Origin of the sequence: Microbulbifer agarilyticus (genome assembly GCF_019800665.1) — a bacterium.
Classification (GTDB): Bacteria; Pseudomonadota; Gammaproteobacteria; order Pseudomonadales; family Cellvibrionaceae; genus Microbulbifer; species Microbulbifer agarilyticus_C.
Genome location: NZ_JAHVKO010000001.1, coordinates 568520 through 582289 on the forward strand (window position 1 = coordinate 568520; position 13770 = coordinate 582289).

The window sequence follows — 13770 nt, forward strand, 5'->3', positions numbered from 1 at the left end:
AGAAAAAGCGATGCCGATAAAACAAATTAAATCGGACACCCGTTAAATCACAATCTTTTTTACTTTAATACCGGTAACACTTCTGCGGTCATCCCGCGCTTTACCGGTACAAGTTCGCGCAGCAAGCGTCGCAAGATGATACGATGCTTGTGCGCGTGACCGATTTATGAATCTTCCGCGGTCTGTGGGCCGATCATCCTGCACACTTGTACGATTCTGTCTGCCGGGAAACCGCCGAGCTCGGCGTGTTTGACGATGATATCTTTATTGGGTGCCTCGTAGACGCAATAGAATTTGCCTTCGGCAACATAACTCTGCTGCCACTGGATTTGTGGACCCAGTGCCTCGAGGATCATGCGCGACTTTTGCGAGATGGACTTGAGTTCGGCAGCGGTTAACCGGTCTGCACCGGGAATGGTGCGCTCAATGATGTACTGGTTTCCGGTATCGTCCAGTGGCGACCGGCCCGCAAATGTCGGGTCGTTAATAGTTTTGTTCCGGTGCATAGCGTCTCCTTGTAAATTGCCGCCGCAAGCCCCCCGCTTGCGGCTGTCATTACCATGGAAACAGCTACCCGCGGTGCTCACAATGAACTGCGCCTGAACCTTCAGCTGAACTGAAAACTGACCTTAAATCAATCGCATAGCAACATTAATGAACTGAGCCGCGGGGCAGGGGCCCCGCGCGAGATGGGCCCATGGCGACACTGCAATTCGGTGAGTTCACCCTAGATACTGAAAACCTCACGTTGACCAGACGCGGGCGAGTAGTATCCGTGCAGGAACTTCCCCTCAAGTTACTGGTACTTCTGGTCAGCCGCCCTGGTGAGCTGATCGACCGCGATGAGCTGTTCCGTCATTTCTGGCCGGACGACCAGAGCGGTTTGCTCAACGACAACCTCAACACACTGGTGCGCAAGTTACGCCAGGCCCTCAACGATTCCCCGCGCAACCCGCGTTTTATCGAAACACAACCACGCAAGGGTTACCGGTTTATTGCTCCGGTGGCGGTTGTGGCACCTGCAACTAACGCCGAGCACGAAGTCGTAGACCTCCAGATAAGTGCGGCCAAGTTGGACCGGATCACAGTCGCGCCGCAACAGGTGGCGACTAATACACTTTGGCACCGGCGACATGCCGTCGGTGGTGCGGCGTTTTTTATGGTCATCCTGGCGCTCGCGGTCATCGCCGGGCTGGATCTCACCGGCGCACAAGATTCCGGCACGCAGCGTTTTCATTCGGTAGCGGTGCTGCCCTTTATGAATGCCGGTGAAAACAACCAGCGGGATTATTTCAGCGATGGCCTGGCCGACGAACTCATCAACCGCCTTGCCAGCTTCCCGGATCTTCGCGTGGTCGCACGCACCTCGTCGTTTTCCATGCAGGATTCAACCTTGGACGCGCGCGCCATTGGCGAACTGCTCGACACCGATGCGCTGGTGGAGGGGAGTGTTCAGCGCAGTGACGATCAGCTGCGCATTCATGTGCGCCTGGTGGATACGCGCAGCGGCTACCAGCTTTGGTCACAGAGCTTTCAGCGCGACTTTACCGATGCGTTCGCCCTGCAGGAAGAGGTTGCGCTGACCGTGGCGGCTTCGCTGGCCGGCAAGTTGCTGCCTGAGAACAGTGGCAGCAGCCAGGAAGAAATCCATCCGGCTGCCTATGACAGCTACCTGAAGGGGCGCTTCTACTGGCACAAGCGTTCTGAGGCCGACCTGCACCGCGCACTGGAATATTTTGAGGCCGCCACAAGCCTGGCGCCGGACTATGCGCCGTCCTGGGCGGGGCTCGCCGATGCCTACGCCGTGCTCGGGTTCTATGACTACATGCCGCCGGAGAAAGCCTTCGGCCGCGCCAAGGTCGCGGCCCGCCGCGCGCTGCAGCTCGACCCGAACAATGCCTCGGCGGAGGCGACGCTGGGTTATGCAGCCCTGTATTTTGACTGGGACTTCGAGGAGGCCGAGGCCCGTTTCCTGCAGGCAATCGCCATCAACCCGGACTACGCCAAGGCCCACCAGTGGTATGCCAACCTGCTGGTGGCAGCGGGGCACTTCGACAAAGCCGAGCACGAGATGCGCCACGCTACCCAGCTCGACCCATTGTCGTTAATCGCCAATGCGGCACTGGGCTGGGTGCTGTACAACGCGGGGGATTACGAAGGTGCCTTGCAGCAGCTGGAAACGGCGCGGGAACTCGACCCCGGGTTCCAGCTTGTGGACCTCTGGCGCGGCTGGACCCTCGAAGCCATGGGCGATTACGACGGGGCGATCACCGCACTGGAGCGCAGCGTCGAAACATCGTCCGGCAACACCATCAGCGTGGCTTCACTGGCGCGGGTACTGGCTCTGGCGGGCAGGGAAGAGGAAGCACATACGTTACTCGAAGGCCTGCAGGAGTCCGATGGCTATCTACCCGCCTATGAGGTGGCCAAGGCCCACCTCGCGGTCGGCGATTGCGACGCTGCGGTGCGCTGGCTTGAGCGGGCCTACGAGCAGCATTCCCATTCACTGGTGTTCCTGCGCGTGGACCCGCAGCTCGCTAACCTGCGCAAGACTGCGTCGTATCAGCAGATGCTTGTGCAGGTGTTTAAGCGCGGCTAATTCCTAGTTACTAATAGTTGCCAGGAGTTACTAGCGTGCGTTCGGCCAGCACTCGTGCTCCCGCATATCTCCGCATTGCATTGAAATCACAGCGAGGGCACCTCGCCCGCGATCAGTGAATGCAGGAAGGGCGTATACCCGACAACGCCTATTATCAGCGCGACCGTTAGTACGATCAGTACAGCACTAGTCACATATTGTATTTGGGGGTCGCCGCGCTCGGCAGCGTAGAAATACAGCTGCAACGTCAGCAGCGGAAGCAGATAACAACCGAATGTCCACATTGGGAAGAATGGGTCACCAAATCCCGGTTCAAGGCCCAGCAGCGTGCCGGTAATCAGGTAGCTGAATACGCCTACACGCAGAAACCACTGGGCGTTTGAAACCAGAAATAGACGCAATGCCCATTTCCGGTGATTGCCGATATCCCGATTCTTAATGCATCGCAGTGCCATATAAGCAAAGTACAGGATAAATACCCCATTAATGCAGGTGCCAATAGCTGACAGCATGTCCGGACTGGTGCCTCTTATGAGTACCAGATAAAACCCGGATAAGGCGAGGCCCAATACCGTTGTAAGGTAGATATATCCATTAATGCGATGGAAGCGCGGAAATCGATTACGCACTTGAGGAATGAGCTGCAGCGCACCACCAAATGCGACGATACCCGCGCCTAAAGCATGCGCAGCAAATGCCAGGTTGCCACCGAAATCACCGGCAACGTAGGGGGTACTACCAAGGGGCTCAAATCGGTTCCAGATTTCCAGGTTCCCGGTTAATACGGAAAACCCGTAAAACGCGATGATGTAATATAGGAACATCCATTGGCCCACCAGCAGTGAGCAAAACCAGAATATTGATGCGCCTTTAAGCAAGCCGCGTGGCTGAATTGTCATCGGCGCGCCAGTTGCACCGGAAAAGGGTAAGCGGTCGAGGTATCTGCCCAACATAAGATTCCATGCCTGTTGATGAATTTCTAGGCAGAGATTACGTGCGAGATGGGCGATTTGCGTCCGGACGGGCCCGTTCGGACGTATTAGTACAACTATTTGCGGCAAGTTTAGTGGATTTGCTGCCTGCGGTAGGCGGTCGGGGTCTCGCCGACGGACTTTTTGAAGGCCGCATTAAAGGTGGACTTGGAGTTAAAACCCACCTCGTAAGCGATCGCGGAGACCTGCATATCGGAGCCTTTAACCAATTGCTTGGCCGCGTCGACTCGGTATTCATTCACAAACTGAAAGAAGTTGGTATCCAGAAACTGCGATAGCGTCTCGGATATATGGTTTTCGCTTACGGATATGGTTTCAGAGAGCTTTTTTAACGATAAGTCGGATTCCATATATAACTTATCTTTAGCCATAACTTGATTCAGTGTTTGGGCAATTTGTTCCATACGCTCGGCTTTCAGACTCGGTAGTCTGGACGGTGCGGCGCTCTCTTTATCTTTATCCGTTTCTTTACCTTTATCCGAATCGGTTAATACCGGCTGGTTTATCGCCAGGTGCGCAAATACCAGCAATATCACCGCTTCAATAGTGGGCAGCACAATACCGGAACCAAACCAGCGGTAGCCCAGAAAGCCGACGATGTATTCAATTGCGAAAAGCAACCAAGCGGCGCCCCATAACAGTAATACCACCCGGAACCAGTCCATCGAGCGATCCTCGATAGAGGCAAATCGATCCAACAGTTGGCGTCGATGTCGCGCATGGAGTCTCAAGGTGGCCACCAGATAGGCGCCGGTGAAGAGTATGAATGCCAGCATGGATACCACGCAGGTCGTAACGGCAATTTTCCAAAGCGCGGGGTCGCGCGTCGACGGATCAGCCAATGCCAGCTTTTCTTCTGGGGAGCTGCCAAAAAGAAACGGCAGCATGATCAATATAATCAGTACGGGACCGAGCATCGCCAGAGCATAGGCTTTACGTGGCAGTGCCTTATCCGGTGACATGGTGGCAAACGCATAGAAATAAAGTGCAGGCCCCAGCAACATGCGTATAGGAAACTGCAATCCCGCCAGTGAAGGTGCGTATTGGTAAAAGCCGGAATAGATATGCAGCTCGCCCAGGATATGTACGAGCAGTAATGAGATCAGCGCAATCAAGTAGGCCGTTTGTCGCTGCCGCGGCTTGCTCAGGCACTCCAGCAACGCAAACAGAGTCACACCCAACATGCTTGAGTAGATCACAGTAGGGACGACATTTACGGCCATAGCACGAACACAGTTGCAGAGATTCAATAAAGGGCGATCTTATTACCGAATACAACGCCCATCAATTGTTAAGGCGTCAGTCATATGGCTATTGGGGAAGGTGAGGGCGCTCATCGGGTGGTTGCTGATATCTGTGCATACATACAGTAGAATGGCTCAAATCAGTCACCCACCTTTCAACCCAGAACAGTCTCTTGCCCCAAGGTTTTCTCCTCACTCGCCACAGCTTCGATCAGCGCGGCAGCACCTGTATCCACTACTGGCTGGCTACCCCCGAGGGCCCGGCCAAGCTGGTCATTGAGGGCGAGCGCCCGGTGTTTATGGTGAAGGTGGCGGACCGCGTACAGGTACAACAAGTACTGGCCGCCGTGCCCCACGAATGGCAGCAGCTGGGCTTCCAGACCTTCGGCCGCGAAGAAGCGGCGATGCTGTATTTCCCTACCATCGACGCCCACCGCCGGGCACAAGCCCTGTTGAAAGAGCGCGGCATCGAAGTGTTTGAGGCGGATTTTCGTCTGCACGACCGCTACCTGATGGAGCGCTTTGCCCGCGGTGGCCTCTACTTTGAAGGCGAAACCCGGGCCAGAGAGGGTTATACGGAATATCGTCAGGTCCGTGTCAAGGGTGCCGAGGTACAGCCGGAGTTCAAGGTGGTGTCCCTCGACGTGGAGTGTTCCGGCAAGGGCGAGCTGTATTCCATCGGTCTCTATGGTCACGGGGTGGAAGAGGTACTGATGGTCGGCGAACCGGAGGGCGCCGACACCACCATGCACTGGGTGGAAAACGAACGATCTTTGCTGCAGGCGCTGGAAGCCAGAATTACCGCTCTGGACCCGGACATCATCATCGGCTGGGCCGTGGTGGACTTCGATTTTCGGCTGCTGCTGAAAAGGGCTGGGCGCTACGGCCTGCGCCTGAAACTGGGGCGCGGTGGTACCGAGGCCCGCTGGCGGGATGGCCGCGAGGGCAATCAAGGCTTTGTGACGTTGCCGGGTAGGGTAGTGCTGGATGGCATCGACGGACTGAAGAGCGCCACCTACAACTTCGAGAGCTTTAGTCTGGAGTTTGTTGCGCAGACGCTACTGGGCCGAGGCAAGGACACCGAAGACGTGGACAACCGCCTGGGCGTGATCGAACACGACTTCCGCCATAACAAGCCCAAACTCGCCGCCTACAACCTGAAAGACTGCCGCCTGGTCTGGGACATCTATGAGCACACCCGCCTGCTGGATTACCTGCGCCTGCGCGCCCAGCTTACAGGCCTCGAGCTCGACCGTAGCGGCGGTTCTGTGGCCGCCTTTACCAACCTCTATCTGCCTAAACTCCATCGCAGCCACTATGTAGCGCCCAACCTGCCGGCCGACGGTGGCTTGGCCAGCCCGGGCGGCTATGTAATGGATTCGCGGCCCGGCCTTTACGACAACGTGCTGGTGCTGGACTTTAAGAGTCTGTATCCGAGCATCATTCGCACCTTCAAAATCGATCCTATGGGTTTGGTTGAGGGCTTGGCCGACGGAGAGAAATGGGAAGTAGAAGAGGGGCAGGCGGATGAAAACACCATCCCGGGTTTTCGCGGTGCGCGTTTTTCCCGCGACAAGCATTTCCTGCCCGACATCATCACCAATCTCTGGGCCCAGCGTGATATTGCCAAGCAGGAGCAGGATGCCGCCCGTTCCCAGGCCATCAAGATCATCATGAACTCCTTTTACGGAGTGCTAGGAAGCGGCGGTTGCCGTTTTTACGACACGCGCCTCGCCAGCTCCATTACCCTGCGCGGTCACGAGATCATGCAGCAGACGGCCAGCTGGATTGAGGAGCTGGGCCACCAGGTTATTTATGGCGATACCGATTCCACGTTTGTCTGGCTGAGCGGCCAACCAAGCCCCGAGGAAGCAGATGCGATCGGCAAGAACCTCGCCGACGAAATGAACACACGCTGGCAGAGCAAACTCAAAGAAGAGTTGGCGCTGGAGTGCGAACTGGAACTGGAATTCGAAACCCACTACCAACGTTTCTTGATGCCCACCATTCGCGGCTCCGAGGCGGGCTCCAAGAAACGCTACGCGGGCCTGGTGGTCAACGGCGATAAAGAAAAGCTGGTGTTCAAGGGCCTGGAAACCGTTCGCAGCGACTGGACCGAACTCGCCAAGCAATTCCAAACCAAACTCTACGCTATGGTGTTTCACGGCGAAGACCCATCCGACTATATCCGCGAAACCGTAGGGAAAACCCGGGCAGGGGAGATGGATGAGCAACTGGTGTACCGCAAGCGCCTTAGACGCAAGCTCGAACAATACGTAAAAAACGTACCACCCCACGTACGCGCCGCAAGACTAGCCGACGAACGCCGCCGCCAGCAGGGGCTATCACCGCAGTACCAAAACAAAGGCTGGATTCGCTACGCAATCACCCTCAATGGCCCCGAGCCAGTGGATTACCTCCAGTCCCCAATCGATTACCAGCACTATATCGACCGACAGTTGAAACCGGTGGCGGATGCAATTTTGCCGTTCATTGATTTGGATTTTGATAGCTTGGTGGATGGGCAGATGGGGCTGTTTGGCGTAACTGATTGAGCATCGGTGGGGGATGAAAGCTAGATCATCAGAAGAACTTCTAAATGATCACTCCAATTATCAGGATAATCTGACCAGACAAACCTGTAATTGCTGTCTTCTTGCCTGTTTTTACTGGCTATTTCGCTTCATTCGTATTCGTACATTTCCCATTCTCTTCATGATCCAGTACATTCGTCTATTAATTGCCTTGTGCAGGTAAATTAGGGCGCGCTTTACCACATTGCCCTCTATATGTAGTCCCTTAGAGCTTGGTGCGTTTTTTATTGCTCAATATTACTGATCTTCCCAGATATTCGCAGTGCTGTTCAGGTTGGTGGAATATCGAATAAACCGATATCTTGTTTCTACTTTTTCTGTGTTTGATTGGCTGAGTCTAAATGTTGTGAACGCAATAATTAAAACATTGGCTTTCAGTTTGCTCGTGGTAAGCCTGGGCGTGTTCGCCGAAGAGAAACCGGTGCGAAAAAAGGAGAAGGGACCCTCCGAGCGCTATCGGATCCTAAAAGCTAAGCCGAGGCGTTTTCAAGGGGAAAATCGGCAGGAAAATTTGAACGATATCGAGGTTAGGGAAATTCTGGCCGCAACACAGACAATTTATCCACGTGAGGTCGTCACCATTGATGCCGTTAAAAGTGAGTGTCCGTGCGAAGATGGTGCGTCCTGCGATGCACAGGTGTGGGTGGTAGTGTATAAGCCAGGAAAGACAGATGGATTAATGCTTTCCAGGATTGAGGGGCGCTGGACCGTTGGTCCACTGCAAAAATGGTGGCTCAAGTATGAGCCTTTGCAATTGGAGCAGTCGCGCTATTTTCGATCTCCCCCTCACGCTAGAGTTGGTGATATCAACGTTATTCAGAAGAAACTATATGCCTTATGGAATCAGTTTCCTGTTTGTCCCGATTCCGAAGCTGGCGTAATGAATCCTGGTTCAAAAAGCTAAGAATATATAGTTGAGTGTCTCTTGGTCCATCGTTTGATGTGGGTTTTCTTTCATTTTGTATGAGCTGATCGACAGGGTCGATCTAAACAATTATCCGCAATTTATTGTCAGGTATAGCAACGCATAATAGGAACTGATTATGAAGTCGATAACATTTGCGGTTGTAGCTGTTCTCGCAACCGCCACACAGATTTGTTCAGCGGGTAGTGACCATGTCGTGAGTGTGTCCGTTTCCGTCGGAGCAGAGATGGAAGACAAGTTTGTGTCTAACGGTAGGTTATTTCTATTTTTGAATGAGAATCTGGAGAAAGAGCCTCGTAAGGATCTTTGGCCTGTAACTCCAAAGCGAAACAATATTTTCGCCACCAATATCACGGGTTGGAATAAGGGAGACTCGCGGACGTTTGGCGCTGATACTGAGCTGCAAGCGACCACGCCTTGGACTCTGGCGAATGTTCCGGAAGGTACGTACAAGTTACAGGTTCTCTGGGATCAAGACATTGAGGAATCCCAGATAAATGCGCCGGGAAACCTGTACAGCACAGTTCAAGCAGTTGAAATTTCCGGAAAAACCCTACTAAAAGTCAGTTTGGATCAGCAGGTGCCCGCTCACAAGTTGGTGGAGCACGATCATCTAAAGTTGATGGAGATAGAAAGTCAGTTTCTATCTGAGTGGTGGGACAGAACAATGAAGCTCAAGGCGTCTGTACTGCTTCCATCCAGTTATTATGACGATCCCACTCGGGTATATCCGCTGCGTATTAATATCAGTGGTTACGGCGGTCGCTATACTCGCGTCAACTACCTGTTGGAGAATGAGAAGTTCACAGACTGGTGGTTCGGTGAAGATGCCCCACAGGTGATCAATGTCTTTCTGGATAGTGACGGTCCCTTTGGTGACAACTATCAGCTCGATTCTGAGAATAGCGGCCCCTACGGAACCGCCTTGGTTGAGGAGCTTATCCCAGCCATTGAGCGTTCCTTCCGAACGAAAGAAGACCCAAATTACCGCTACGTCGACGGCTGCTCTACGGGTGGCTGGGTTTCCCTGGCATTGCAGATCTTTTATCCGGAACAGTTTGGCGGAGCCTGGTCCTTCAGCCCGGATTCGGTTTCATTTGACCACTACCAGTTAGTCGACCTTTATAAGGACGATAACTTGTTCGTGAATGAGTGGGGGAATCTTCGTCCGGTTGCCAGGGATATTTACGGGGACCCTATGGTGACGGTTAAGGATTTCATCCGATACGAGAATGTACTGGGGTCATCTAATACCTATTTGAATTCCGGCTTCCAGTTCGGCGCGCATACCGCGCTGTATAGCCCTAAAGGTGAAGATGGTTTGCCGGCGCCCATGTTTGATCCGAACACCGGTGCTATCAATAAGCAGGTTGTCGAAGCTTGGAAAAAATACGATCTAAAACTGCACCTGGAAGAAAATTGGAGCACCCTTGGACCCAAGCTGCAGGGGAAAATCTATGTTTGGATGGGAGATATGGATCACTTCTATCTGAACCCAGCCACTCGTAGCATGAGTGAATTTCTGGCAAAGACCAGCGAACCCCAGTCCGACGCCGAATTTGTATTTGACGCAATGGAGGGGCACTGCACTAAATTCAGTAACATGAAGGTTCTTGGTATGATTCAGGACAAGGTCGATAAGTTGGAAGCCGCCTCTCCGTGAGGTTTTCTTTGTCGCCGTGTGAGCTTAACAGAATCGAGTAGAACAGTTATGAGTACCTTCGTAGCATTTTATCCAGTTGGTATCCCCGGAACGCCCTGGGGCGATGCCGAACGTGCCGAGTGGTTATCCCGCCAAGTCCGTCATCGCAGCTACGAGTCTGAGGTGTTGAGCAAGATTGAATTGTTGCGCTCGCGCTTTGACCTGGAAGAGTATGGACGGTTGGAGTATGCCGGCGAAAGCTTTCCTCTGCTGGCTATCCGCAACCGTAACTGGAGTGATGATCTTCCCGTAATGTTGGTAACGGGTGGTGTCCACGGCTATGAAACCAGTGGTGTACATGGGGCCCTAGAGTTCGTGGATCAACATGCCGCGGATTATACAGACCGAGCTAACATACTCGTCGCCCCCTGTGTCAGCCCCTGGGCTTACGAGCGCATCCATCGCTGGAATCCAAACGCAATTGACCCCAACCGTTCATTTTACAATGACAGTCCCGCGGAAGAGTCGGCGGCATTGATGCGGCTGGTAGCCCCCGTCGTTGATCGCGTAGTGATGCATATCGACCTGCATGAAACCACCGATACCGACGAAACCGAATTCCGTCCTGCGCTCGCAGCTCGAGATGGTAAGCCATTTACCCCGGGCGGTATTCCTGATGGTTTCTATCTCGTTGATGACAGCGAAAGCCCGCAACCAGAATTCCAGCAGGCCGTCATTGCGGCGGTGGAGAAGGTAACGCATATCGCGCCTGCGGATGACAGTGGTGAGATTATCGGTTCACCGGTTGTCGCCCGGGGCGTAATTGAGTATCCACTAAAGAAGCTAGGGCTCTGCGCCAGCGTTACCAACGCACGCTATAAGACCACTACCGAAGTTTATCCCGACAGCCCGCGCGCTACACCCGAGCAGTGCAATGCAGCGCAGGCCGCAGCGGTGTGCGCCGCAATTGATTATTCATTGGCGCACCAGTGATCTCGTTCGGCAAGATCTAGAATTAGGTCAACTCCATAGATATAACCCAGATCAATGTTCCGGAATACGGATTCACGTTATGGCAGTGTCGCCGTCGCCCTGCACTGGGCGATGGCGCTGTTATTGATCGGGCTGCTTGGACTGGGGCTGTATATGGCCAGCCTGCCGGATGTTGGGTTCGATAAACAGAAGATAAGGCTGATTCTGCTGCATAAGGAGTACGGTATTCTGGCCCTGGCGCTCGCATTAGTGCGGCTGGCTTGGCGTGTCGGAAACGTTTTGCCAGAGCTGATAGAGGAAATGCCGGCTTGGCAGAAGGTGGCTGCGCGCTTTGTTCACTTGAGCTTTTACGCGCTGATGTTGGCCTTGCCGATTAGCGGCTGGCTAATGTCTTCCGCCATGAGTGTGCCGGTATACGTTTTTGGCTTACGCCTGCCGGACCTTATTCCACATAACGAATATCGCTTCGAGCTGCTGGTCGAACTACATAAGTGGCTTGGGTTTGTGTTGATTGGTTTTATTGTTCTGCATGTTGCCGCTGCCTTGCGGCACTACTTTATTTGCCAGGATGATGCTCTGGAGAAAATCTTGCCCGGTCGGCCTGGTTAGGCTCTGATTGAGCGATCTGCTCGAATATAAAATACGCCGTCTGCTCCAATGCACTGGCCGTAGCCTTGTTCGCCGCGACAACGCCTGCGGTGGGCGTCTGCTCTATCAATGGTTCTTGTAGCGCAATCAAGCGACTGGCGATAATCCGGTTGGACCTGCCGTCCACCAGTTGTACCCGCAATGCCAGATGAAAGCGTGCCGGGCCGGAAGTGAAGTCCTGTACGAATTCCAAAATTTCCGTGCGTAATCCATAGCTGTAGGGGCCGAAGTAGGGTGGTGTGGCCACGGCCCTGAACTGCTGCGTGCGCTCAAACGTTTGCGCAAGTAGGGGTTGCAGCATCTGCGCTGGCGTTGCGCCCCATTCGTGTTTGCTGAAGTAGTCGACCTGATGGGGTTGGGCCTGATAGGCCATGCGTATGGTGTCGTAAATCGGATTGATGGCAGGTGGTAGCACCAGCAGTGTCGCATCGAGGCGGCTTTGCTCTGGCGTCGCTATCGGGATCTGGTTGATTACCGCCACCCGCATATTGTTTTCAACTGGGGAAAATATCGAGCACCCGGAAAGTAGCGCGACGCCAAACACTGCCGTTACGATGCGAGCAGCCAAGGCTTGATTCAACCTTGGAGGTGATATGCGATGGCCGCTGCTTGGTTTCATTCGGACTCGCCCGGTCCAAGTGGTGGCGCCGCACTGCCACGGATCAACACGGATGGGTCGCGGTTGATCTTGTCGGTAAGCCGCGTAATCGAATGGCTCAGCTGGTTGAGGGTGGCCATGGTGCGGTAGGCCTCAGGCAGAACCTGCTGTTGCAACGCATTGATAGAGTTGGTACTGGAATCCAGCAGCGGCCCTAGCTGGCCGCTGGCCTGCTCGGTATTGGCGATGATGGTATTCAGTCGCTGCTGGTTACTGGCTAACATTTGGCTCACCTGCTGCAAGGCGTCTAGGGTATCGCTAGTTGAATCCAGTAGTGGCCCCAGCTTGCGGGTGGCCTGCTCGCTATTGGTAATGATTGCACTGAGCTGTTCCTGGTTGGTTGCGAGCACGAGGGTAACCTGCTGCAGGTTTTCAGCGGTATGTTGCAGGGCGGTGATAGTGTCTTGATTGAGTAGGGTGCGCACAAGTTCGGTTAACGCCTGTACGTTCTGATTTACCTGGCTGATTGCCGTGTCCAGATTGACCGAGCGCGATGGGGTGCTGGGGATCCGCGCGTAGCGGGCGCTGGGTGCGGGAATAAGTGGGCTTTGATCGGTTCCCGAGTTGTTTAGCAGAATGTAGACATAGCCGGTAAAACCCCGGGTTGCCAACCCGCGCGCGGTGATGGTGGCGACGGTGGCTTTGGTGATGGGCGCATCTTTGTTGACTTCAAGCAGAATGCGTACGGACTTGGGGCCGGTCAGCTCCACGCTGGTTACGTGCCCGACGTCGACACCATGAAACTCTACTGGCGCGCCGACAATCAGTCCGGAGACGGGGTCTTGTGTGACGATCTCGTAGGTTGTATGGCGACCTGATGCGAGCTGGAAATACAGCCATGCGGCCAGCACAACGAGTACCAGGGCGGTGGTAAACAGTATTCGCGCCCGATTCGCAATGCTGATAGACATCGAGCGCTCCTCTGCCAGTGTGATATCTCCATATCAGGGCCAGTCGAAGTCTAGTTCAAATTGCGCCAAGGCGAATGGATATGCGGCAGGGCTAGTGCGCTGCTTGATAGCGCATGATCAAAATGTCACGCCCTTGCTTCTGGTAGGTATGGAAGCGGTCAACAATGGCCGAAGGTAATCCATTTTCATCGACTTCGGTGTAGCCGAGGGATTCGTAAAAGGGCACCAGATGCCGGTAGGGGAAGGTGAAGGTGCTGTCGTCGTAGGCTTCTGCCATGTGTCGCAACAGGAAGCGCGCCACGCCTTTGCCACGGGATTCTTCCGCGACGGCCACGCCGGCGAGCAGCTGGCTATCGGTGAGTTTGCGCAGCGAGCCACAGGCAATAATCTGGTTTTGCGCGTCGCGCACCACCATGCAGGGGTCGTGGCGCCGCGCTTTGCCGCGAAACTTGTGTGCGCGATAGAACTTGTTGGCTAACGGCATCTCGGCATCGGTGAGCCAGTGCGCAGTTAATTCATTGCCAGGTTGGTTCAAATCCATATCGCTCTAAGTCACGGAAAACG

At 54.3% G+C, this 13770-nt stretch carries 12 protein-coding genes; 6 read left to right on the forward strand and 6 right to left on the reverse strand.

Annotated elements, in window-relative coordinates; genetic code table 11:
- Nucleotides 1-164: 164 nt before the first annotated feature.
- Complete coding sequence (locus KUV22_RS02320; protein WP_222228037.1) at nucleotides 165-506, reverse strand: DUF4242 domain-containing protein; 342 nt, start codon at nucleotides 504-506, stop codon at nucleotides 165-167.
- 191 nt (nucleotides 507-697) lie between these two features.
- Between KUV22_RS02320 and KUV22_RS02325 the strand changes: the two genes are divergently transcribed.
- Nucleotides 698-2599 (forward strand): tetratricopeptide repeat protein, encoded by a 1902-nt coding sequence (locus KUV22_RS02325; protein ID WP_222228039.1) that lies wholly within the window; start codon nucleotides 698-700, stop codon nucleotides 2597-2599.
- An 86-nt stretch (nucleotides 2600-2685) separates the two neighbouring features.
- Here the strand turns inward: KUV22_RS02325 and KUV22_RS02330 are convergent, their stop codons facing one another.
- Both KUV22_RS02330 and KUV22_RS02335 read right to left on the reverse strand, forming a co-directional pair.
- Nucleotides 2686-3552 carry a DUF2306 domain-containing protein gene (locus tag KUV22_RS02330; RefSeq protein ID WP_222228041.1) on the reverse strand — a complete coding sequence of 289 codons (867 nt, stop codon included), beginning with the start codon at nucleotides 3550-3552 and terminating at the stop codon, nucleotides 2686-2688.
- Between the two features lie 110 nt (nucleotides 3553-3662).
- The gene (locus KUV22_RS02335; RefSeq protein ID WP_261319070.1) at nucleotides 3663-4814 is read right to left on the reverse strand and encodes a helix-turn-helix domain-containing protein; all 1152 of its coding nucleotides are present in this window, start codon (nucleotides 4812-4814) and stop codon (nucleotides 3663-3665) included.
- 194 nt (nucleotides 4815-5008) lie between these two features.
- Here KUV22_RS02335 and KUV22_RS02340 point away from each other — a divergent pair, with 194 nt between their 5' ends.
- The 5 genes from KUV22_RS02340 to KUV22_RS02360 all read left to right on the forward strand — a co-directional run bounded on the left by KUV22_RS02340 (nucleotide 5009) and on the right by KUV22_RS02360 (nucleotide 11598).
- Nucleotides 5009-7390, forward strand: a complete 2382-nt coding sequence (locus tag KUV22_RS02340; RefSeq protein ID WP_222228043.1) for a DNA polymerase II — start codon at nucleotides 5009-5011, stop codon at nucleotides 7388-7390.
- Between the two features lie 301 nt (nucleotides 7391-7691).
- A complete protein-coding gene (locus KUV22_RS02345) occupies nucleotides 7692-8333 on the forward strand; it encodes a hypothetical protein (RefSeq protein ID WP_222228045.1) in 642 nt (213 codons plus the stop codon).
- Between the two features lie 139 nt (nucleotides 8334-8472).
- Nucleotides 8473-10017: an alpha/beta hydrolase gene (locus tag KUV22_RS02350; RefSeq protein ID WP_222228047.1), complete on the forward strand. Its 1545-nt coding sequence runs from the start codon at nucleotides 8473-8475 to the stop codon at nucleotides 10015-10017.
- Nucleotides 10018-10065: 48 nt separating this feature from the next.
- Complete coding sequence (locus KUV22_RS02355) at nucleotides 10066-10989, forward strand: M14 family metallopeptidase (protein ID WP_222228049.1); 924 nt, start codon at nucleotides 10066-10068, stop codon at nucleotides 10987-10989.
- A 54-nt stretch (nucleotides 10990-11043) separates the two neighbouring features.
- Nucleotides 11044-11598 carry a cytochrome b gene (locus tag KUV22_RS02360; RefSeq protein WP_222228051.1) on the forward strand — a complete coding sequence of 185 codons (555 nt, stop codon included), beginning with the start codon at nucleotides 11044-11046 and terminating at the stop codon, nucleotides 11596-11598.
- On the opposite strand, the gene KUV22_RS02365 is transcribed toward KUV22_RS02360, so the two are convergent.
- The 3 genes from KUV22_RS02365 to KUV22_RS02375 all read right to left on the reverse strand — a co-directional run bounded on the left by KUV22_RS02365 (nucleotide 11546) and on the right by KUV22_RS02375 (nucleotide 13747).
- The gene (locus KUV22_RS02365; protein ID WP_222228053.1) at nucleotides 11546-12205 is read right to left on the reverse strand and encodes an ABC-type transport auxiliary lipoprotein family protein; all 660 of its coding nucleotides are present in this window, start codon (nucleotides 12203-12205) and stop codon (nucleotides 11546-11548) included. The genes KUV22_RS02360 and KUV22_RS02365 overlap by 53 nt on opposite strands.
- A gap of 47 nt (nucleotides 12206-12252) precedes the next feature.
- Nucleotides 12253-13206, reverse strand: a complete 954-nt coding sequence (locus KUV22_RS02370) for an MlaD family protein (RefSeq protein WP_222228054.1) — start codon at nucleotides 13204-13206, stop codon at nucleotides 12253-12255.
- A 91-nt stretch (nucleotides 13207-13297) separates the two neighbouring features.
- Nucleotides 13298-13747, reverse strand: coding sequence for a GNAT family N-acetyltransferase (locus tag KUV22_RS02375; RefSeq protein WP_222228056.1), 450 nt, complete (start codon nucleotides 13745-13747; stop codon nucleotides 13298-13300).
- Nucleotides 13748-13770: the final 23 nt, after the last annotated feature.

Bases quoted from the DNA above. Each gene is read 5' to 3' on its own strand.
- KUV22_RS02320 (WP_222228037.1), bottom strand. From the start codon at position 506: ATGCACCGGAACAAAACTATTAACGACCCGACATTTGCGGGCCGGTCG.
- KUV22_RS02370 (WP_222228054.1), bottom strand. From the start codon at position 13,206: ATGTCTATCAGCATTGCGAATCGGGCGCGAATACTGTTTACCACCGCC.
- KUV22_RS02350 (WP_222228047.1), top strand. From the start codon at position 8,473: ATGAAGTCGATAACATTTGCGGTTGTAGCTGTTCTCGCAACCGCCACA.
- KUV22_RS02330 (WP_222228041.1), bottom strand. From the start codon at position 3,552: ATGTTGGGCAGATACCTCGACCGCTTACCCTTTTCCGGTGCAACTGGC.
- KUV22_RS02355 (WP_222228049.1), top strand. From the start codon at position 10,066: ATGAGTACCTTCGTAGCATTTTATCCAGTTGGTATCCCCGGAACGCCC.
- KUV22_RS02325 (WP_222228039.1), top strand. From the start codon at position 698: ATGGCGACACTGCAATTCGGTGAGTTCACCCTAGATACTGAAAACCTC.
- KUV22_RS02375 (WP_222228056.1), bottom strand. From the start codon at position 13,747: ATGGATTTGAACCAACCTGGCAATGAATTAACTGCGCACTGGCTCACC.
- KUV22_RS02360 (WP_222228051.1), top strand. From the start codon at position 11,044: ATGTTCCGGAATACGGATTCACGTTATGGCAGTGTCGCCGTCGCCCTG.
- KUV22_RS02335 (WP_261319070.1), bottom strand. From the start codon at position 4,814: ATGGCCGTAAATGTCGTCCCTACTGTGATCTACTCAAGCATGTTGGGT.